Genomic DNA, 19,201 nt, shown 5'->3' on the forward strand with positions numbered 1-19,201 from the left:
ATGCACATCGAGAGATTCGCCATCGATTGACATCAGCGAATCTGAAAAAATACCAAGCCAATCAGCACACCTCAGTGGAATCAATATTTAGAGCGGATCGGCACGCGCAGGCAGAGAACTTCAGATCCCTTTCGCACCGCGATCAAAGGTCCCGCCAGCATCAAGAGGGGGACTTGGCCATCCTAGGCTGCAGGCGATTGCGGGTGCGCGCAATAGCAACTCCAGATCTCGTCATATTCGATACCCTCTCGCCCTGACCGGACATATCGACCTCCTCACAAAAACATCAATTTCTAGCAAACTCCATGCCAACATGTTTTTGAGTAAATCAACCCAGCAAGCTATTGATTTTTATAGGAATTTCTAGATCTACGCTGATAATTCAAGGTCCGCGGCCTCTTTTTCAGGCTTGATGTCACGTCCCGATGTAACGTAACGAAGTTGGAATACTCAGCGATTTTTTCCATCTCAGCCTTCATCGCGTGCGCTTCAATTTGGAATGAATTCCACCTCGAACAGCGCTGATTCCTCCAATTAACCACGCCCTTGGGGGATGCGGACAAAAACTTGGACTACCAGGAGATGTAATGGATGCCTCCCTGCCTACGGGCAGCACAACCGCCGCAAGGAGTACCGAGACGAACAGCGCGACCGTTGTGGGCCTGTGGCTTGTCCGCTAGCTCATCAAAGAAGTTGATTCCCACATCCGCTGTTGCAACGAGCAGCGGATCAAGATAACCCTTGGCTATCTCAGCCCCATCGAGTACCGAGAGAGTCTTGGACTTGCGACGTAAAGTCCAATTTCTTGCCCCCCATCCGGCATGCGCTGGCGGCCTTGCTTGATGGCTGCCCGGACAGAAAGCGACGCCCAAAAAAGAACCCGCCGAAGCGGGTTAAATGAGGAGGGTGCTCTCATATGCGTGACAGCACTGATGTTGTAATTCCCCGGGCCGTCCTTTGAGTTGCAAGCGTGCGGACAAACGACAGTGCTTGCGGGGAAAGGTCACACTTTTGAATCCTTTGCTCTTTCTTCTATCGTTCCTTGCGAAGGAAAGAGCTGATGAGCGGGGAGCGTCGACGGGTTCGGCTTAGCAACCTCAAGCTCGAGCGGATCGCATGGCACTGAAATCCGCTGTCCGTCGAAACGCACCCGGATGTGGGGGTAGCGGACCCCTACGATGGTGCCGGGCCGGCCCCCACAGGTGACTCGATCACCTCGGTGGAATGTTCGACCGAACTGGGCCTTGATCTGCTGGAAGCTTTTCGCGGGCTTTGCGTGGGTCATTCGTGGCTCCTTCACGGGCACTGGCACCTAAAACGCGGAGAGCAGGCAAAGAGTACCTCGCGTTCACAATCTTGACGACTACAGGTTTCCGTAGATCGATAGCGTTCGCGTGACCAACGTGGCAACGACGCACCGCCGGCGGGTCGGAGGCAAGAAAAAGCCCGCACGAAGGCGGGCAAAGGTGGCCCGGGAGGGAGGTACACGGGCCACCGAGATCATTCTAGTGGTCGATCTGCTTGATCAGCGCTTTGAGGCAATGTGCAGCATTTACCGCCCTTGGGCGATGAGGCACGCCACGCGCTGCACGGCATCCTCTGCTGACTCGGCCAGTTCGACAGAGCACGCGAGCATCAGGCTCCCCGCAAGGCCGAAATCCTCGACAGCGAGGCCGTCAGGGTCGCGCAGCACGCCCGCCGGATCGGGCTCGACTGCCAGCATCTCGCGCACGCGGTTGAGGTGGTTGCGAGCGGCGCTGGGCAGGCAGTGCCTGCGCCTGTCGGAAAAGGCGATCCAGCTGATGAAGCAGGAATGCCTGATGGTCACAAAACCGAAACGACGCCGGTACGGCTTCTACCAGGGAGAGATCAGCTCGGTGCCAACCAACCTCCTCAACCGCGACTTCGCTCCTGTTGCCCCGAATGAGAAATGGCTCACCGACATCTCGAAGTTCCAGATTGCCGCCAGCAAGGTGTACCCATCAGCCATGATCGACTTCTTCGATGGCTAGGTCGTCAGTGGGTCAATCGGCACGCGCCCAAACGCAGAGCTCCTGGACACCAGGCTGGATGCCGCCATCCTGCCAATTCCCGGCAACAGCGATCGGACTGTTGTGCATTCCGATCGCGGCCCCCACTACCGCAGGCCCAGATGGCTATCGCGCATCGCCGATGCCAAGCTGATTCGCTCCGTGTCGCACAAGGGATGCCCGCCTGACAACCCCGCGTGCGAAGGATTCTTCGGCCGGCTTAGAACGGAGATGTTCTATCCTGGCAACTGGCAGTCAACGAGCGTCGAGCAGTTCACCCAGGCCCTGGACTCGTACATCCGTTAATACAACGAAAAACGGATCAAAATCTCCCTCGGCCCCCTCAATCCGATGGAATATCGCAAAAGCCTGGGTCTCGCGACATAACCAGTCCCAGATTTCCTCCGCCCCCAACCGACAACGCCATGAATACCCGTTGCCCGTCTCGACGGTGATGGTGCGCTGATTGATGCGCACGACGATGCCCACCAGAGACTAGAGGCATTTGTCGTCGAACGAGACCTTCTCGGCGCAGCGGAAGTCACCACGCGAAAGCGGGTTCATCCATTGTGCGGGGCGCATATAGGCCGTCGCAAAAGGGACTAAAGGATTTGGCGCTTCTATTGCCGTGTAGGGCAGCTTCCGCTCACGCCACGTGCCTTCCCTCGTGCAAGGTGACCTGCGCGCCCTTCTTGGCGACGTCCTTGCCATTGCACGCCTGTCCATCACGCCGATTGAGGAAGCGCACCGCCTGGTCGAGATTCATGTGTGTGCGCACCGCGATGATGCGCCTGAGATCGGCCAGCATCCGTTCGATGTTGGCGCTCAGTTGGAACAGCGTGAGAGTCCTGGGACAAGGTGGTTGGCGACAATTGCCTTGGCCGGCGGACAAGATAGTTGATGCCGGCCAGGGCAAGAAGAAGTTCAGCCTCAAACGGAGATGTACAACAGCGCCATCTGCGAATCCGAATCCTTCAACGCACGGCCTATACAGAGAATCCTTTTCGCCGAAAGACTTTAGCGAGGAACATTGCTACCACTGGATTTCCAACTGCCATCATCCTGCTTACAGAACCAAAACTGCCATTTCTCGGAACTCTTGAGTTGGCTTACGCGCGCGTCCAGCAGGCGGCAGGTGCGGGCCGTCTGGGTCTGGGCGGACTGAATAGGGGTGATCTCCACCCGCACAGGGGTGCGGCGAGGCGAGTGATACGTACTGGACCACTGTGTTGTGGTGCCGTCCGCGCTCTTGTTGAGCACATCACCGACAGCCGTTCGAAACGCTGGCAGGTCCTTGGAGGGGATGCGGGTCACGATGGCGCCATTGAGAAACGTCAGCGAGGCTGCCCAGGCAGTGGTCGGCACAGTCCACAGGACAGTTTGAAGAGCGGCCACAGACAGCAGAAGCGAAGCGCGTTTCATACTTTTTGCATCACGTGGAAATGAATGCAAACCAGTGTACAACCTTGTCTCGAGTCCACGAGTTCGAAGCCAATGCTGAGGCAGCGCACTGTGCTGCCAAGCTAGAAGCGCCCATTCACACGTGTGCGCGGAATTGGTTTTTTCAAGACTGCAGCTTGGTTGCAACTGAACACTCGTTGTACGGGAGCGGCAACGAAGTGTAGTCAGACGTCATCTGGCCAACCCGCCCAAAAAGGAAAGCAAATCCGCAGAATCGTCAAACTTCTTTGCGCAGGTCACCTTCAACTGGACCGCAATTGGAAGAACGATGGCTTCATTCGCAATGCGCCACTGACGGCCTGCGCTGATATGCGACTGTCCAGACTCAGGCCTAGTCTTCGCATCAGCGTCGTGGCAATCGCCGCCGCTCACGCGTACTCTTTTCAGTGACCTTTCACATCCCCAATTTAGGTGATCGCTGCAGCAGATGCCAATGATTCAAGTGCAATGATCAAGTGCTAGGATTTGACGCACGAGCCGCACAGCTTACGCGTATCGATGTGAGGAGCGGCCGGAGGAAAATCCATGACGTTGCTTCGAACACCTGCCGACATCGGTTCGGCGGATTTTTCTCGCGCTACGAAAAATAGCGCCCAAGACCTTGCGAAAGGTTGGAACGCCTTTCAGGTCGGCAATCTTGAAGGTTATGACGCCAATGGCAAGCATGTTCGCGGCGCCTTTGACAAGAGTCCGAACTACTACGATGTGCGCGCTGGCGCGGCCGATGCGACCGCGCCAATTCCTTGGAACGCTTTTCCGCGTGCACTCGATCGATGGCACAAGGTCCTCGGCGATCCCACTCCGGCCAAACAGACCCAGGCGGAAACCACCGCCAATGCCATTGGCGAATATCTATTCTGGTGGGAACCCGCAGAAGACGGCAAGCCCGAGCTCAAACAGTGTCCTGCGCATCTCGTGGATCTCTTGAAACCTGAACAAAAGGCTAGTGCAAGGCGTGCACGCCTTGGATCCGGCACCGGCAAGGAGCTGACAATGTGCTATCGCCAACAGGACGAGTATTGCGAATGGCATGCCGACCATGACGATCAGGGCAGACTCGTCCGGCTGAGCTTCACGGCCGAGCCACCGGAATACTGGACGTTCCTCGCCGCGAAAGAGCCTGATCTGGTCCTGCAGCTGTACAAGGAGCTCGTTGGAGAGCAAGTCGAACGCAGCGACCTCTTCTTTCCTGATCCTCCAGTTGCCTACGGCGTCGGAAACGATGGGGTGGCGAAGTGGCTCGCATTCGGGAAGAAGGGAGCATACAACCGCTTCAACAAGTGGAATTCGACTCACGGCGCGGTCCATCTGACCCACCCTGCGAACACTCTCGGCGCCGAAATAGACTTGGCTGCGAACGCGTCGCTGGTGTGGCAGCCGGATATCGATGGCCCCGATCCTGCATACGATGAAGACCCGGCACTGACCCGCATTGCCTGCGCAGGGTACGGCGCGATCAATAGAAGCAGCGATCCGAGCATTGGCGAACAGGTCGGCATTCAAGTCATGGCAGGCAACCGCGTAGCCCTTTCGGATCCGATCGGTCTCTACATCTCGAAGGTCGATCTGTCCACCCTGGAGCGCGAGGCCCAGGGAGTGCGCATTCCGGTGTCCGAAGGGCAAGTACTATCTGTGCGGCGCGGCGATGCCGACGCAAGCCACCCGCGAAAACTCCATCTCAAGCTTGAAGCACCCGCCGGGGCTGATTGGACACTCGGGGACTGCTTCTTGGACAATCGCCGTCTCGAGAGAGGTGGACAGATCGCTCGCAAGATCACCATGGTGATCTATGCTGACGTGCAGAACGGCGGGGCCGACAAGACGGTGCAGGGTTGTGAAAATATCCTCGTCTGCCGGCACGCCGAAAGCCCCGGTTTTTTTGGAACCTTCAACCCTAAAAATGTTCCCTCCTGCGCCAAAGCAACGCCTGAAGACTGGTTGGAAGAGATCCCCCACGAACAAGCGAAGCTGCCAGGCGACGACCCTCATCTCTTGGCTGTAAGGATCAATCTGCCCTTCAGGGTGACTTTGGAAACGGGAGAAGTCGATCCCGCGGATGCCGCACCGGTCGGCGAACAGATCCTCGCGGAGCCAGCGATCTCCAAGAGTCGCGCCACATTGCGATGAGCATCCAGGAGCCGATCCTCGACGCGGACGATATTCAGGGCCACGTTCTGACAGGCTTCGGCAGAGCTTTCGAGCTCCTGTTGGGGCTTCGCGTCAAGCCTGATCAACTCGATAGCGCGAAAGCTGCCTTGCGAACCATCGCGATCGATGTGACTCCTTTGCGGCCTGCGGCGCAGGCGAAGGCAATGCGGCGACTTGCGGCCCTTTCCGGCAACACTCCGGCGGGACCAATGTCCTTGAGCGTCGCGCTCGCATTGTCTGCCAACGGTCTCACCACGTTCGGCGGAGACGCCGGCAAGATCGTGGACCCGATCTTTGAGATGGGGCCGGGACGCAGCGCGGCGGCCCTCGGGGACGACGTCGACGCCAATGGGCTGCCGCAGGGATGGCTATTCGGAGATGTGCAAGAGCGGGAGCCAGAAGTTCTTCTCATCATCGCGTCGGCGCTCAAGGCGGAAGTCGAGGCCGCGGCCGATCGCTACCTCAATTTGCTCGGTGACGCAGCGACCGTAGTGTTGCGCGAGTGCGGGCGCAGGATCGCGCGCGACGCCGAACATTTCGGTTTTGTTGACGGCATCTCCCAGCCAGGCGTTCGCGGCTGGGTGGATAACGACACCTTGCTCACTCCACGAGCGTACCGTCCAGAGGATCCGCAAAGCGCAATGTGGGCCCGACCGGGCCAACGCTTGACTTGGCCGGGCCAGTTCGTCTTCGGCTACCCCGGCCTCAATCCGGACGCGGTGCAGCAGCCTGGAGACGTCGTTGGAAACGACCCGTTTCTGGTCAATGGCTCATTGCTGGTTGTGCGTCGCTTGAGTCAGGACGTACCCTTGTTCTGGAGCGCGATGACGGACCTTGCGCAGCAGATTTCCGCAGCCACCGGATCAACCTGGAGCGCCGCCATGGCAGCCGCCAGGGTGGTCGGGCGCTGGAGGGACGGCACACCCGTATCACTATCGCCTGATCGCGAGAACCCCGACATCTCCGACAATTTCTATCGAAAAAACGGGTTCAAATTCGTGACCCCCGTCGCTTCTGCGACGCTCACCGACGACAAAGGCGACCACCAATTCCCGGGTGCAGTCGCTGATCCCCTGGGGAACTCGTGCCCGTTTTTCAGCCATGTCAGGAAGGTGAATCCGCGCGATCAAAGCCATGATTTCGGCGGGGTAGGCAGCACGCTCAGCAGCCAGATGCTGCGCCGAGGCGTGCCCTTCGGCCCGGACTGGTCCGGCACACCGGATAGCGCCGATCGCGGGTTGATGTTCATGAGCTACCAGACATCCATCCAGCACGGCTTCTTCCGGTTGATGACCGAATGGGTAAAAGATGCAACCCGGCCAGTCGCGGGCGGAATTGACCCCGTGATCGGGCCATCGCCGCCAGGCGGTCGCAAGTTGCGAATGACACTTGATAACAAGCAAGTCACGCTTACTCTCGCTGGCCAGTTCGTCCGCGCCACGGGCGCCGGTTATTTCTTTGCACCAGGTCTGCGCACGCTCCATGCCCTGCTTGCTTGACCTCGGCGAGCCTTTGCGCGCCTGCCGCCTCTGCGTCCCCGCCGGCACTCTGACTCGGACCTGCGGCAGACAGGGCGCAGTGATGCGATCGGCATAGGCCAGATGCTCGCAACTGCGCCGACAGTTTGATTTGAGGAGAACGTAATGTCGAAGAAGGAATCTTCAAAGAAGCACGTGGGTGGAGCAGGAACAAGGCCGGCTGAAAGCGCAGGCGAAGTCCTGATCCGCTCACCAGGGGGCAAGCTGCTCGCAAGGACGTTCGCATTGCCGGCTCCGGAGCTCGCCGCAGTTGCCCTCTATCCCTTCGCTGATAGGCTGCGTCTCATTGATCAAATCTCGATCGCCCTGGACAGCTTTTATGTGCATCTCGAGCGCAAAAAAGCGGTATATGGTTTCGATCCTGTCCGGGCACTGGGGCTGCTGCGGTTACAAGCCCAGGCGTTTTCCGATGCTGAGTTCCACCAGAACCTGGTCGAGATCCTTGCACGAGTTAGGGATCGGCACGTCATGTTCTACGGGCGGGCGCCCTATGGTTTCGCGGCGGCTCTCCCCTTCACCATCGAAACGTGCTGGGATGGTGAAAGCGAGATCTACCTCGTGACCAAGACCGATGCAGCGGTCGTGTTCAAGGCACTTCAGGCCGGCGCGCGCGTCAGTCACTGGAACGGCATCCCCATCGATCGCTATGTCCGCCTGACCGCCAATCTCTTCGACGGTGGAAACGAGGCCGCAGCGCTTGCGCGGAGTCTGGCCTTCCTTACACATCGCCCACTTACGCAGTTCGGGCCGCCGCTGGAAGATTGGGTCGATCTGCGCTTCTCTTTGAATGGCATGGAGTTGGAAGAACGCTTCAGCTGGATCGGATTCGAGGCCGCCGCCACGCCGAGTTATCCTGGGCTGGGGCGCAATCTCACCGGCTTCGGCGGTGACCTTCTGCTGATGGACCTGCAGAATGCACGTCGAGTGTTGACCGCACCACACTCCTTCGATCTCCCCCCGCCCGCCGTGCCTGACACGCCGCCACTTGGTGTCCCCGCCATCCACGGCAGCACCGCGCACGGCGTGATCGACTACGGCACCGTCACGACGAGCGGTGGCATTTTTGCCTATGTGCGCTTCTGGTCGTTTGGCGCAAGCGACGCCGACGCCCTCGTCAATGCCCTGGCTCCTGTGCTTGCGACACTGCCACAGAATGGCTTAATTTTCGACATCCGACACAACACCGGAGGCTACATCGCCGCAGGCGAGCGTGTGCTACAGCTGTTCAGTGCACAGCCGATCGTGCCGGCACGCTTCCAGTTTCGCGTGACCGATCTGACGCGCGCCATGGTAGATGCGAGCGACATGTTCATCAGGTGGCGCCCTTCGTTTGTGGAGGCATACAGAACTGGCGAGGCTTACACCCGTGGCATTCCGATCGAAGGCGAGGATGCCGATTACAACAAGGTCGGCCGCAAGTACGCCGGCCCGGTGATTCTCATAAGCGACGCGCTGGCATTCAGTACTGCTGACATGTTCGCTGCCGGCTTCATCGACAACGAGATCGGAAAAGTCATCTGCACTGACGGCAACATGGCCGCAGCCGGCGGAAACAACTGGGGATGGGATGTCGTGCGTTTATTCAATCCAGATCTTCGCCTTGACCGGAAGCTGAAGAACGACTTCGCTGCTGGCGACTTGTCTGCGCAGGTCGTCAATGCCTTCAATACAGCGGGCGTATCTTTGTCTGGAGCGGCAACGCTGTCGCCTGGTCAGGTCGATGATGGTGATACGGCGTGGGTCATCCACGATGGAACCCTGTCCCATGTTGTGCGCGACCTACCGTGGATGAGCTCCGATCTCAATGTTTATCTTGCACGCGGCTCGTCCGGCCTTGCCGACTTGCCGAACCGCGTCCACCTGAGCCTGACGATGCGCCGCGCGCTGCGTGTGCGGGCGCATGAAGGGCGCGTGCTGGAAGATGTAGGTATCGTGCCGGACATCCTTTACCGGATGACTGTGCGGGATGTGATGGAGCACAACCAGGACCTCTTTGAGCGTGCCGGTCAAGAGTTGGGCGGCGGCGGGGCGAAACAACGCTAAGTCGAAGCGGAGCACCAATCTGAGTTGGAAAGAGAAGTTAGAGCGGTGCAACGATTTCAATGAGCAGCGATACCGAGCCCACAATCCCAACGACGAGGGCCGCACCTGGAGCTTGATCACGCATTTTCGATTTGACGAGGACGTTATCAGCTGAAAACGTGGTACGGCTGACGGAGTTCACACTGGCTGTCGAATCGGCGGGGGCCTTCGGGGTCAAGCACGCGATCAAGAACAACGTCAGGAATCATGCGCCCACACCACAATCTCAAAGTAAGCGGATGGGCGCTCCATCTTGACGGTCATGAGCGGCGGTAGCCTCTGCCGCAGAGTCAGGTGAGCGGTTGCCAGCGATGCGGCAGGAGTTCATCGATGCGGCTGGCCATGTGCGTGGGCAGGCGCTGCAGGACGTCCTTGAGGTAGGCGTGCGGATCGTGGCCGCACAGGCGTGCCGACTGCACCAGGCTCATCACGACGGCGGCGCGCTGACCAGCCAGTTCGCTACCGGCGAACAGCCAGGCGCGGCGTCCCATGGCCCAAGGACGGATTCGATTTTCCAAGTGGTTGTTACCGGGCATGCTTGTCTCCGCGCGCCTCCCGGCGCACGACACTCCAGCAGGCGTATCGTGCACATACCGGGATGGGGGCGACGGAAGCATAGGTGTTTGCGGGCAGGCCGAGATTAGACAATGAGCTGCGAGCTCGGGTTGTTATCTGGCTGCCCCTTCGACTCGCCCGGTTGCGCTGCGAGCGCGAATCCGTAGTTGTCGTGTTGTCCGCGAGCTTCCGCCTTGTCGTTTCACTCACAGGAGGTCGCATATGAGAGTTATCGGCTTGGATGTGCATCGGAACTTTGCGCAGGTGGCGATCGTCGAGAACGGCCAGGTCAATCAGCATGGCCGCTTCGCGATGGATCGATTCGCCGTGCTCAAGTTTGCCGAGACCCTGACCAAAGAAGACGACGTCGTGCTTGAGGCCACTGGCAATACGGCAGCCATTGTTCGGCTGCTTGAGCCATTCGCGCATCGCGTCGTGATCGCCAACCCACTGCAGGTCCGGGCCATCGCTTGGGCCAAGGTCAAGACGGACAAGATTGACGCTGCAACGCTCGCACGCCTGCACGCTGCGCAGTTCCTCCCCGAAGTCTGGATGCCCACCGAGGAGGTCTGCGAGCGACGACGGGTCATCGCGGAGCGGACCCAGCTGGTGTCGCAGATGACGCGGTTGAAGAACAGAATTCACTCGATCCTTCACGCCAACCTGATGCCGCAGGAGACGGGCCGAATCTTCAGCGCGAAGGGGCGGACGATCCTGGAGGCCTTGCCCCTTGCGCTCGACCAGATGCGCATGGCGCTGCGTCACCATGATGAGATCCAGCGACTGACGGCGGAGTTGGCGCTGATTGATCAGGATGTGGCTCGCTATGCACTCGACGATCCGGAAGTTCGACGTCTGATGACGATCGGCGGGGTCAACGTCGTGGTGGCCGCCAGCGTGCTCGCCGCGATCGGGGATATCACGCGGTTCTCGAGTTCCCAGAAGCTGGTCGCCTACCTTGGTCTCAATCCCTCGGTTCACCAGTCGGGTGATCGCCCGGCCTATCACGGGCATATCACTCATCAAGGAAACGGTCATGCGCGAAGCATGCTCGTTGAGGCAGCGTGGGTCATTGGGATGGGGCCTGGTCCGCTCAGCGCATTCTTCCACCGCATCAGTCTCAGGCGAGGACAACCCGTTGCCGCAGTCGCCACCGCACGCAAGTTGACCGTGCTCATCTGGCACATGCTGACGAAAAAGCAGGACTACACTTGGGTTCGACCGGCCCTGTTTCAGTACAAGCTGCGGGCGTTGGAGCTCAGGTCGGGGCGGCCATCACGGCGCGGCGGGAAGGCCCCTGGTCCGGCACGTGACTACAGTATCAAACCCGTGCGGGATGCTGAGCGAGACCGCGTGTGTGAAGCCGAGAAGGCTTATGAAAACTTCGTCGCGTCTTGGAAGGAGAGGCCTCCCGGAAAGGGAAACCCTCCCGCGAAAGGGGAAAGACTCTGAATCCCTTGTCAAAAGCATCCGTGTCCACCGGCACATCGCCGTCGGCGAGGTTGCGCGTCAGCGCAGTCCAGGCATTCAAGCTGTAGCTCAAGGCCTTGGCCGTCGCCCCGCCGTCGGGGACCCTGGCACGCTCGAGTTGCAGCCACACACGCAGTTCCTCCCACAGCGGCATGGTCACCGACTGGCGCATGCGTAGGCGGTCTTCGCCAGCGAGCGCGCCGAACTGGCGCTCGGCACGGTAGATCGCCGCGATGCGACGCAGCGCCTCGGACGCCACTTCGCTGGTGCCCGCCTTGCCCAGTTCGTGGAAGTGGCGTCTCGCATGAGCGAGGCATCCTGCGGCGATGCGATCAGCATGCGCTGCGACGACGTTGTCGTACGCCGAGTATTCGTCGCGCACCAGCGTGCCACTCCAAGGCGCGTGCGCGCCGAAGCCGTCGCTTCCCTGCAGGAAGGCTATGGGGTACTGGGCACCCCGGCCCAGGCAGAACTCGTAGACGACACCCGGTATGGAATCGAAGGCTCCCCTGGCATAGGCCCAGATGTAAGCCCTCTTGGTCTTGCCTCGGCCTGGGTCCAGCATGGCAACAGGTGTCTCGTCGGCATGCAGCACCCTCGACTGCAGTACGAAGCGCTTTTGCGCGTCGTACAAGGGCTCCAGGGCCGCGCCAGCGCGCCCCGAGGTCTGCGCCAGCGTCGAGCGCGGCGTGTGCACCCCAGAGCGCGCGTTGATGGTCTCCAGCCTGTAGTACGGCAGGTGGTCGACGAAGTGGCTCGTCAGCGTGTGCGCGATCAGCCCGGCGGCCATGATGCCGCCGTCGATGATCTGCGGCACGGCCGGCTCCTGCACCAGGCACTGGCAACAGCGGCAGGCCCACTTGCCGTAGATGTGGCGATGAACGAAGAACTCGGCCGGAACGATGTCCAGTTGTTCGCTGATGTCTTCGCCCACGCGCACCATCGGCCGGCCGCAGTCGAGTGACGGGCAGTTCGTATCGGCGGGTTCGTGGTGGTGTTCGACGCGACGCAGATGATCGGGCAGGGGCTGGCGATGCCGCTTGCGCTTGTTGTTGTCGCCATCGAGTGCAGGCGGGGTTGATGCTTGACCCCTGGCTTGCTCCAGTTGCGCCTGCAGGCTGGCCTCGTCCTCGGCCAGCGTCTCCTCGAACAGGCGCTTCTGCTCGGCGTTCATTACCTCGGTCTTCGCGCCGAACTTCCAGGCCTTCAGCCGTGCGAGCTGGAAGGTGATCTTCTCGATCTTGGTGTCCTTGAACTTGATCTCGCTGTCCTGTTGGCGCAGGCGCTGAAGCATCTGCTGCGCGAGCGCGGCGATGGCCTCAGGGGCCAAGCCCTGGAGGTCTTCGTCCTTGAGATCATGCAGTGGTTGCATGCGCGAATCATGCAGACGGCGGCGACTCACCGCCACTGGGAGATGCGCCGTCAACGCGCCGTCTTGGCGAGTTCGACTGCTAGAGCCGCGTGATCGCGCTCATCTGCGGCAGCCGCTGCCAGGGCAAGCCAATCACCAGCGCATCGAACTGCGCTTGCGTCAGAGCGATCGGCTTGGCTGTGTCGATCTCGCGTGGCCAGGCGAAGCGCCCGGCGTTCAGCCGTCGCGCGGCGCACCACACGCCGAACCCGTCATGCACGAGCATCTTGATACGTGTGGCCCGCGCATTGGCAAACATGTAGCCATGGTGGGCGTTCGCGCTCCCTAGCGCATGCACTACGTGCGCGAGCAGACGCTCGGCGCCACAACGCATGTCCACCGGCTTCGTGCACAGCCACAGTGCGTCGATACGAATCAACGCAGCACCTCGCGAAGCCAGGCCGCGCAGTCAGCAGCGGCCGCTATGGGCCACGTCACGCTTACGCCGAGAGCCCCACGCTTGAACTCCAGACGGATCCCCTCGGGAGCGACCGCCGGCGCCGGTGCTGTCGGCGGCGGCGAAGGCATCGACAGCGCAACAAACTCCGGCGGTGACTCTTGCAGCGATGTTCCGATGGTCCTGGAAACGCCCGCACCGCTGCGACCGCGGCGCCAGTCGTGAACGAGGTTGTCGTTCAGACCGAAGGCTCGAGCTACCGCCGCGACAGTGGCGCCGGGCTCGGTGCACGCGGCCACAACCTGTGCCTTGAACTCAGCGCTGTGTCTGCGCCGCGACTTGGGGTTCACGTCCATAACCGTCCAGTTAGAAGTTAACTGGACAGCATCGTTTAGCCATCGGCTCTACTCAAGGTGGGGCGGCCAGCCGCTTACATCTCAAACGCGACGATGTTGTCGCGCATGACTTTTTTGCTCGCAACGCTTCGGAAAAAGCGAAGTGATTGCAATAGGATATTTCCGTGCCTAAGAGTTCTTACCCGCTGCACCAGACGGCCGAAAATCGCCCTGCCAGCACACAGGTGCTGGCGCCGATGGCGCTGACCACATCGAGCCTGCCCGCAATGGATGGACCTTCCAGGACTCCAACCCCGGAAGAAGCCGCGGCCTTCCTGAAACTGATCAACAACTTCGACCGCGCGCTGATCGCGCTCATTCACGCGACTCAATTCGACTCCGCGCGCTGATCACGTTGCTGCGCTTTTTCAGGCCAACTCGGCGAGCGGGGCCAGCAGGGTGCCACGGCACTTCACGGAACCGCAACGGCAGCGATAGTCGTCTGGATCAGCATCCGCATCTACGTTCAGCGCGTAGTCGATGAAAAGCTCTTCGCCGGCGCGTATGTGCCGGACCGCTTCGATACGCAACACGAGCTGACTCCCTTCGCCGTACACCTCGAGTGCCTCACAGTTCGGCTCACAGGCATGGTTCAAGTGCCGCGTCGCATTGCCGCCTTCGGCGCCGTCGATGGTAGTTCCGTCAGATAGACCAAAGAGGTACGTCAGCCGGTTGTCCCAATCCTTGCCATGGACCTCGTCGGCGCTGTAACGTCGGCCTGTGTAGATTCCGATGAGCGAGCCTTGCGCCAAATCGCACAACGCGAAGATGCCTGCTCCATGCACGTCACTATGGCGAACTTCGATATGCGGATGGCTTGAAATAGCGTGCTCGGTCATAGATTTTCTATTCTTCATGGGAAGCATCTTCAACAGATACTTGGACGCTTCGACGTGACATTAACCGCCCGCAGGAATAGCAAGGAGCCGCTCGCCTGAAGTGCGCCAAAGGTACCTCTGATGAAGTGGACGAACGGAAAAATGAAGATGACGGCCAAGGTATCGCTGTTGCGCTCGGGATTGCCGGTTCGCGGGTTGTAAATGGCAAGAGAGATCAGCCGCGCGCCCGCGGCAAGATGCCTCGGATCAAGCGGAACAGCTCAGCTTGGTATTGGGCGTCGTGCAGCGCCTGATGGTCGCCCCTGGACTTGGGGTGTAGTCGAGCAGCCATCCGGCTCGAGCGGGTGTCTGCCCAAGTTGAGCCCGTCGCCCCCATGTAGAGCGCTTTGATGTCCAGTGCGGTAAAGCCGAAGGGATTCGACTGCAGGTAACGATGGAAGTAGTAGTTGACGAATGACCAGTCGAAAGGCGCGTTGAGCCCGACGAACACGGGCGTGCTGTCGTCGCCGGCGACCTCGGCCACCCAGTCCTCAAACTGCTTCATTGCGACCTCGGGAGCCAGTCCCTCGGCGGCAAGTGTCTCCAGAGAGAGCCCGGTCACCCCCATGGCCTTCGGGTCGGCGCTGGGCGAGATCGGCTTCAGCTCGCACGAAAACACCTGCTCGGGGTTGTCGACGTTGCACGCGCCGATGGTGAGCATGCTGTACTCGCCGGGGATTGGGCCTGACGTCTCGACGTCCACCGATAAGAAGATTTCGCGCTTCTGGCTCATGGAATCAGCGGGTCTGGGGCGACGAGTGGAGGACGGTTCTTGATAGCGTTCCAGTGCTGACGAAACTCCTGCCGGCGCTCTTGCGCGGTGCCAGTCGTCTTCCAGCGATGACCCGACAGCGAGTAAATGTCGAACGGGGATTCCGTCCCGTCCTTGGACAGCAGCATGGTCGGCAAGCCTCGTCCCAACGCATAGCCCAGCTCGATGAAGCAGTTCGGTCGCACGCCCGTGATATCAGCAAGGACCACTCTGCTGCGGTGTAGCTTCTTGAAGATCTCCTCATCAATGCGAGCATGCTCGTAGGGTTGGTTCCCGTCAATCACAGTGAGCTTGTAGCCCAGTTCTCCTTCGATGACAGGCTGAACCACGACGTCGAAAAAGTTCTGAACGTCGTTGTAGTCCGGGTGCGCGGGATTCAGCAGCCGGACCACGAACGCCTTCGGAGGCACCAGGTCCTCGAGGAGGCCGAGCACGTCGCGTACGCCATCGCTCGCCGTCTTGCCCGCATACATCTCGATGCGGTTGAGCCAACTCTGCGGCGTGGCCGCACCCTCGGTCTGGAACAGGCGCTGCGCGTTGCTGCCGGACATTGCGAAGTCGAAGAGGCGCGACGACCCCGTGGTCGCCGGCCCGAGGCCGAAGTTCAGCGGAATCACCGGCTTGCCGGCGTCGTGATACAAGTTGGCGAGGAACAGAACGCCCTCTCCGCCGCCGACGGCAATCAGGATGTCGCCGTGCTGCGCCTGGGCCTCCATACGCTTGCTGGCCATGTTCCAGTGCGCAGCGCTCTCGATCTGCACCAGCGGCGACACCCGCATGGCATTCCACACCGAACGGTACTCGGCCGGGATCTGGGCTTCGTTCTTGTGGTGCTTGACTGCGATGACCAGCGGTCCCGGCGCGTCGGCCGGCCGACGCGCCAGGTTGCTATGGATGGTGTCCCACACCAGCCAGTCGAAACAGATGGGTTGGCCGTCAGCGCGGTTCTTCTCAGCGTCTACGGGGATGACGAAAGTGGCGCCCTTGGAAAGCAGGTCCAGCACCAGCGCCTTCACGAATTCGCGAGCCCGAGTCACCTCGGCCGCCGTCGCCACGTTGGCGTCCTCGACGATGCTGCCGGTGATGTGAATGCGGCGACCAAACAACGCAGAGCGCGGCATCACTTGTCCTCCATGACCGGCGACGGCCGCATCGCACTTGCGACACCGATCAAGTCCTGGTGTGTCAACGCCCGATCGGGGAAGGCCTGGGCCAGCGCAGCCGGGTACAAACGGGTACGGATATCGGAGAACGTCCAGCCCGGAAGCTTGTTGCGTGGGCCGGTGGCGGCGACCAGCTCCTTGATCTCTCGGTCGGTGAGACCGACACCCTCCAGATCCATGGCCAGCAGGGCCTGACGCTCGCCGTCGTCGGGGCGCGTGAACTCCTCGACGATGGCGGCGCGACGCTGGAGCGCAGGGTCAAGCACAGACAAGCGGTTGGTGTGTTAGTGCCGATGCAATCTTGACCAGCTAAACCGCAAAGTGCCAATCCAATATTGACCAGGGTGTTCCACTGACCTGCTGAGAATTTCAGCAGGGATTCAAGGTGATCACCATGGACATGATTGGCAAGGTCAGGCGCATGAGGCTGCGCGACCAACTCTCTCTCAGTGAGATCGCAAAGCGCACGGGCCTGTCGCGCAACACGGTCAAGAAGTGGCTGCGGGCTCCCAGCGATGTTGTGCCGAAGTACGAGCGGGTGAAGCTCGAGGGCAAGCTCACGGCGTTCGAGCCGACCCTGCATCAGGCGCTCACAACCGACAGCCATCGCCCCAAGCAAGGGCGGCGTAGCGGCCGTGCACTGTTTGCCCAGATACAGGCGCAGGGCTACCGTGGCGGTTACAGCGCCGTCACCGACTACATCCGGCGCTGGCGGGTGGAGTCGGCAGCCAGTCCGGCCAAGGCGTTCGTTCCGATGAGCTTCGAACTGGGCGAGGCCTTCCAGTTCGACTGGAGCGTCGAAGCCATGGTCGTCGGTGGCGTGTTCTACAACGTGCAAGTGGCGCACCTGAAGCTATGCGCCAGTCGAGCCTTCTGGCTGGTGGCCTACCCCAGCCAGGGCCACGAGATGCTGTTCGACGCCCACACCCGCTCGTTCCAAGCACTCGGCGGCGTCACCCGGCGCGGCATCTACGACAACATGCGCACCGCCGTGGACAAGGTGCAGCGCGGCAAGCAGCGCACCGTCAACGCGCGCTTCGCTGCCATGTGCAGCCACTACCTGTTCGACCCCGACTTCTGCAACGTCGCCTCCGGCTGGGAGAAGGGTGTGGTCGAGAAGAACGTGCAGGACAGTCGCCGGCGCATCTGGATCGAAGCCGCAACCCGGCGCTTCGGCTCGTTCATCGAACTCAATGCCTGGCTGAGTGAGCGGTGTCGTTCGGTGTGGAGTGACACCACGCACCCGATCCACCGGCAGTTCACTGTGGCCGAGATGTGGGAGTTGGAGAAGCCTCACCTCATGTCCATGCCGGCCCCCTTCGACGGCTACGTTGAGCGGCTGGCCCGGGTCAGCAGCACCTGCCTGGTGGCCGCCGCGCGCAACCGTTACTCCGTACCGTGCGAGTGGGCCGGCCACATCGTCAGCACCCGCGTCTATCCCGAGAGAATCGATGTAGCGGCCGCGGACGCCGTCGTAGCCAGCCATGTCCGGCTGCCAGGCAGCGGCCAGACCAGCTACGACTGGCAGCACTACATCGAGCTGGTGCAGCGCAAGCCGGGCGCCTTGCGCAACGGCACGCCATTCCTGGACCTGCCGGCGCCGTTGCTGCGCTTGCGCCAGTCGCTGCTCAGGCACCCTGGAGGAGACCGGGTCATGGCACAGGTGCTGGCCGTGGTGCCGCAGGCCGGGCTGGAAGCGGTGCTGGTGGCCATCGAGCTGGTGCTCGAAGGCAGAGCGCCCAGCGGCAGCATCAGCGTTGAGCACGTGCGCAACGTACTGGCCCGCTTGAACAACCCGGCCACGCCAGACCAAGCGCAGACGTCCCTGCGACTCACCCAGGCGCCTAAGGCCGACACCGCGCGCTACGACCGGCTGCGCCCCACCCACCAGGATCATCTGGACGGACAGGAGGTTGGCCATGCGTGAGACCTCCATCGATGTACAGGCCCAACTGAAGGCGCTGAGGCTCAACGGCATGGCCACGGCCTGGGCCGATCTGACGGAGCAAGGCGGCGATACGACCCTGGCCGCATCACGCTGGCTGGTGGAGCACCTGCTGCAGGCCGAAGATGCTGACCGGGCAATGCGCTCCATTGCTCACCAGATGAAGTCGGCGCGCTTCCCCATGCACCGCGATCTGGCCGGGTTCGACTTCTCTGTCTCGCAGGTCGACCGCGCGTTGATCCAGAAACTGGCGGACCTGTCGTTCACGCAGGATGCGCAGAACGTGGTGTTGGTCGGTGGACCAGGCACTGGCAAGACCCACCTGGCCACGGCGCTGGGGATTGCCGGGCTCACCCGGCACGCCAAGCGAGTGCGGTTCTACTCCACGGTCGATCTGGTCAATGCCCTGGAGCATGAGAAGAGCCAGGGACGTGCCGGACGCATCGCCATGAGTCTGGTGCGCATGGACCTGGTCGTGCTCGACGAGTTGGGTTATCTGCCGTTCAGCCAGGCCGGTGGCGCCTTGTTGTTCCACCTGCTGTCCAAGCTGTACGAGCACACCAGCGTGATGATCACCACCAACCTGACGTTCGGGGAGTGGTCCAGTGTGTTCGGCGACGCCAAGATGACCACGGCGCTGCTGGATCGCTTGACCCATCACTGCCACATCATCGAGACGGGCAACGAGTCCTACCGCTTCCGCCACAGCACGCACGAAGCCAAGGGGCGCATCAAGACGCGCGAGCAGACCAGGAAGACAACTGCGGCTCAGGGGAGCGAGGTCGCGGAGGAAGGGGCCTCGCCTGACGGCTCGGGAATACCAACAATCGGTTCAAGAAAAGGAGGACCTACCGAGGCATCCAACCTATAGTTATCCACAGCTGGCTCCTACCGGAACCAGCTCCAGCCCCTGGTCAATGTTCGACTGGCACTGCTGATCTCGATTGCACTGGCGC

The 19,201-nt window shown here is 61.0% G+C and carries 18 protein-coding genes and 3 pseudogenes; 9 read left to right on the top strand and 12 right to left on the bottom strand.

The annotated features are described in order from the left end of the window. Positions 1 to 704 precede the first annotated feature (704 nt). Positions 705 to 794, top strand: coding sequence for an IS3 family transposase (locus ACAM52_RS21910; RefSeq protein ID WP_369647761.1), 90 nt, complete (start codon positions 705 to 707; stop codon positions 792 to 794). Positions 795 to 1,003: 209 nt separating this feature from the next. On the opposite strand, the gene ACAM52_RS21915 is transcribed toward ACAM52_RS21910, so the two are convergent. Together ACAM52_RS21915 and ACAM52_RS21920 are read right to left on the bottom strand one after the other, a co-directional pair. Continuing rightward, complete coding sequence (locus ACAM52_RS21915) at positions 1,004 to 1,285, bottom strand: hypothetical protein (protein WP_369631513.1); 282 nt, start codon at positions 1,283 to 1,285, stop codon at positions 1,004 to 1,006. Positions 1,286 to 1,552: 267 nt separating this feature from the next. Further along, positions 1,553 to 1,732 carry a hypothetical protein gene (locus ACAM52_RS21920; RefSeq protein ID WP_369631512.1) on the bottom strand — a complete coding sequence of 60 codons (180 nt, stop codon included), beginning with the start codon at positions 1,730 to 1,732 and terminating at the stop codon, positions 1,553 to 1,555. 7 nt (positions 1,733 to 1,739) lie between these two features. On the opposite strand from ACAM52_RS21920, the pseudogene ACAM52_RS21925 reads away from it, so the two are divergent. Continuing rightward, positions 1,740 to 2,417, top strand: a pseudogene (locus ACAM52_RS21925) (IS3 family transposase); the annotation flags it as partial. 259 nt (positions 2,418 to 2,676) lie between these two features. Here the strand turns inward: ACAM52_RS21925 and ACAM52_RS21930 are convergent. Both ACAM52_RS21930 and ACAM52_RS21935 read right to left on the bottom strand, forming a co-directional pair. Then, positions 2,677 to 2,838 carry a hypothetical protein gene (locus ACAM52_RS21930; RefSeq protein WP_369631511.1) on the bottom strand — a complete coding sequence of 54 codons (162 nt, stop codon included), beginning with the start codon at positions 2,836 to 2,838 and terminating at the stop codon, positions 2,677 to 2,679. Positions 2,839 to 3,047: 209 nt separating this feature from the next. Next, entirely contained in the window at positions 3,048 to 3,452 is a 405-nt protein-coding gene (locus ACAM52_RS21935; RefSeq protein ID WP_369631510.1) for a hypothetical protein, read from the bottom strand. Between the two features lie 564 nt (positions 3,453 to 4,016). Between ACAM52_RS21935 and ACAM52_RS21940 the strand changes: the two genes are divergently transcribed. The 3 genes from ACAM52_RS21940 to ACAM52_RS21950 all read left to right on the top strand — a co-directional run bounded on the left by ACAM52_RS21940 (position 4,017) and on the right by ACAM52_RS21950 (position 9,220). Then, complete coding sequence (locus ACAM52_RS21940) at positions 4,017 to 5,618, top strand: hypothetical protein (protein ID WP_369631509.1); 1,602 nt, start codon at positions 4,017 to 4,019, stop codon at positions 5,616 to 5,618. Further along, positions 5,615 to 7,138: a Dyp-type peroxidase gene (locus ACAM52_RS21945; RefSeq protein WP_369631508.1), complete on the top strand. Its 1,524-nt coding sequence runs from the start codon at positions 5,615 to 5,617 to the stop codon at positions 7,136 to 7,138. Before ACAM52_RS21940 ends, ACAM52_RS21945 begins: the two co-directional genes overlap by 4 nt. Before the next feature lie 144 nt (positions 7,139 to 7,282). Continuing rightward, positions 7,283 to 9,220 carry a S41 family peptidase gene (locus tag ACAM52_RS21950; protein WP_369631507.1) on the top strand — a complete coding sequence of 646 codons (1,938 nt, stop codon included), beginning with the start codon at positions 7,283 to 7,285 and terminating at the stop codon, positions 9,218 to 9,220. A gap of 329 nt (positions 9,221 to 9,549) precedes the next feature. Here ACAM52_RS21950 and ACAM52_RS21955 read toward each other — a convergent pair. Continuing rightward, positions 9,550 to 9,798: pseudogene (locus tag ACAM52_RS21955) on the bottom strand (transposase domain-containing protein); the annotation flags it as partial. Between the two features lie 253 nt (positions 9,799 to 10,051). Here ACAM52_RS21955 and ACAM52_RS21960 point away from each other — a divergent pair. Then, positions 10,052 to 11,266, top strand: coding sequence for an IS110 family transposase (locus ACAM52_RS21960; RefSeq protein WP_369632732.1), 1,215 nt, complete (start codon positions 10,052 to 10,054; stop codon positions 11,264 to 11,266). Between the two features lie 28 nt (positions 11,267 to 11,294). On the opposite strand, the pseudogene ACAM52_RS21965 reads toward ACAM52_RS21960, so the two are convergent. From ACAM52_RS21965 to ACAM52_RS21975, 3 genes and pseudogenes are all read right to left on the bottom strand, one after another. Next, positions 11,295 to 12,656 (bottom strand): annotated as a pseudogene (locus tag ACAM52_RS21965) (IS66 family transposase); the annotation flags it as partial. 79 nt (positions 12,657 to 12,735) lie between these two features. After that, on the bottom strand, positions 12,736 to 13,074 hold the full coding sequence (gene tnpB / locus ACAM52_RS21970) for an IS66 family insertion sequence element accessory protein TnpB (protein WP_369631506.1): 339 nt from the start codon (positions 13,072 to 13,074) through the stop codon (positions 12,736 to 12,738). Then, the gene (locus tag ACAM52_RS21975; RefSeq protein ID WP_369631505.1) at positions 13,071 to 13,448 is read right to left on the bottom strand and encodes a transposase; all 378 of its coding nucleotides are present in this window, start codon (positions 13,446 to 13,448) and stop codon (positions 13,071 to 13,073) included. Before ACAM52_RS21975 ends, tnpB begins: the two co-directional genes overlap by 4 nt. Before the next feature lie 164 nt (positions 13,449 to 13,612). Between ACAM52_RS21975 and ACAM52_RS21980 the strand changes: the two genes are divergently transcribed. Beyond that, complete coding sequence (locus ACAM52_RS21980) at positions 13,613 to 13,837, top strand: hypothetical protein (protein ID WP_369631504.1); 225 nt, start codon at positions 13,613 to 13,615, stop codon at positions 13,835 to 13,837. An 18-nt stretch (positions 13,838 to 13,855) separates the two neighbouring features. Here ACAM52_RS21980 and ACAM52_RS21985 read toward each other — a convergent pair whose 3' ends face one another. The 4 genes from ACAM52_RS21985 to ACAM52_RS22000 all read right to left on the bottom strand — a co-directional run bounded on the left by ACAM52_RS21985 (position 13,856) and on the right by ACAM52_RS22000 (position 16,572). Beyond that, positions 13,856 to 14,326, bottom strand: coding sequence for an SET domain-containing protein (locus ACAM52_RS21985; RefSeq protein ID WP_369631503.1), 471 nt, complete (start codon positions 14,324 to 14,326; stop codon positions 13,856 to 13,858). 214 nt (positions 14,327 to 14,540) lie between these two features. Then, positions 14,541 to 15,098, bottom strand: a complete 558-nt coding sequence (locus tag ACAM52_RS21990; RefSeq protein WP_369631502.1) for an exonuclease domain-containing protein — start codon at positions 15,096 to 15,098, stop codon at positions 14,541 to 14,543. Next, entirely contained in the window at positions 15,095 to 16,258 is a 1,164-nt protein-coding gene (locus ACAM52_RS21995; RefSeq protein ID WP_369631501.1) for a hypothetical protein, read from the bottom strand. The genes ACAM52_RS21990 and ACAM52_RS21995 overlap by 4 nt, the downstream gene beginning before the upstream one ends. Then, a complete protein-coding gene (locus ACAM52_RS22000; protein WP_369644599.1) occupies positions 16,258 to 16,572 on the bottom strand; it encodes a hypothetical protein in 315 nt (104 codons plus the stop codon). The genes ACAM52_RS21995 and ACAM52_RS22000 overlap by 1 nt, the downstream gene beginning before the upstream one ends. Before the next feature lie 122 nt (positions 16,573 to 16,694). On the opposite strand from ACAM52_RS22000, the gene istA reads away from it, so the two are divergent. Together istA and istB are read left to right on the top strand one after the other, a co-directional pair. Continuing rightward, on the top strand, positions 16,695 to 18,227 hold the full coding sequence (gene istA / locus ACAM52_RS22005) for an IS21 family transposase (RefSeq protein WP_369632795.1): 1,533 nt from the start codon (positions 16,695 to 16,697) through the stop codon (positions 18,225 to 18,227). After that, complete coding sequence (gene istB / locus ACAM52_RS22010; RefSeq protein ID WP_369629398.1) at positions 18,220 to 19,116, top strand: IS21-like element helper ATPase IstB; 897 nt, start codon at positions 18,220 to 18,222, stop codon at positions 19,114 to 19,116. Before istA ends, istB begins: the two co-directional genes overlap by 8 nt. Positions 19,117 to 19,201: the final 85 nt, after the last annotated feature.

The organism is Variovorax sp. V118 (genome assembly GCF_041154445.1).
Classification (GTDB): domain Bacteria; phylum Pseudomonadota; class Gammaproteobacteria; order Burkholderiales; family Burkholderiaceae_C; genus Variovorax; species Variovorax boronicumulans.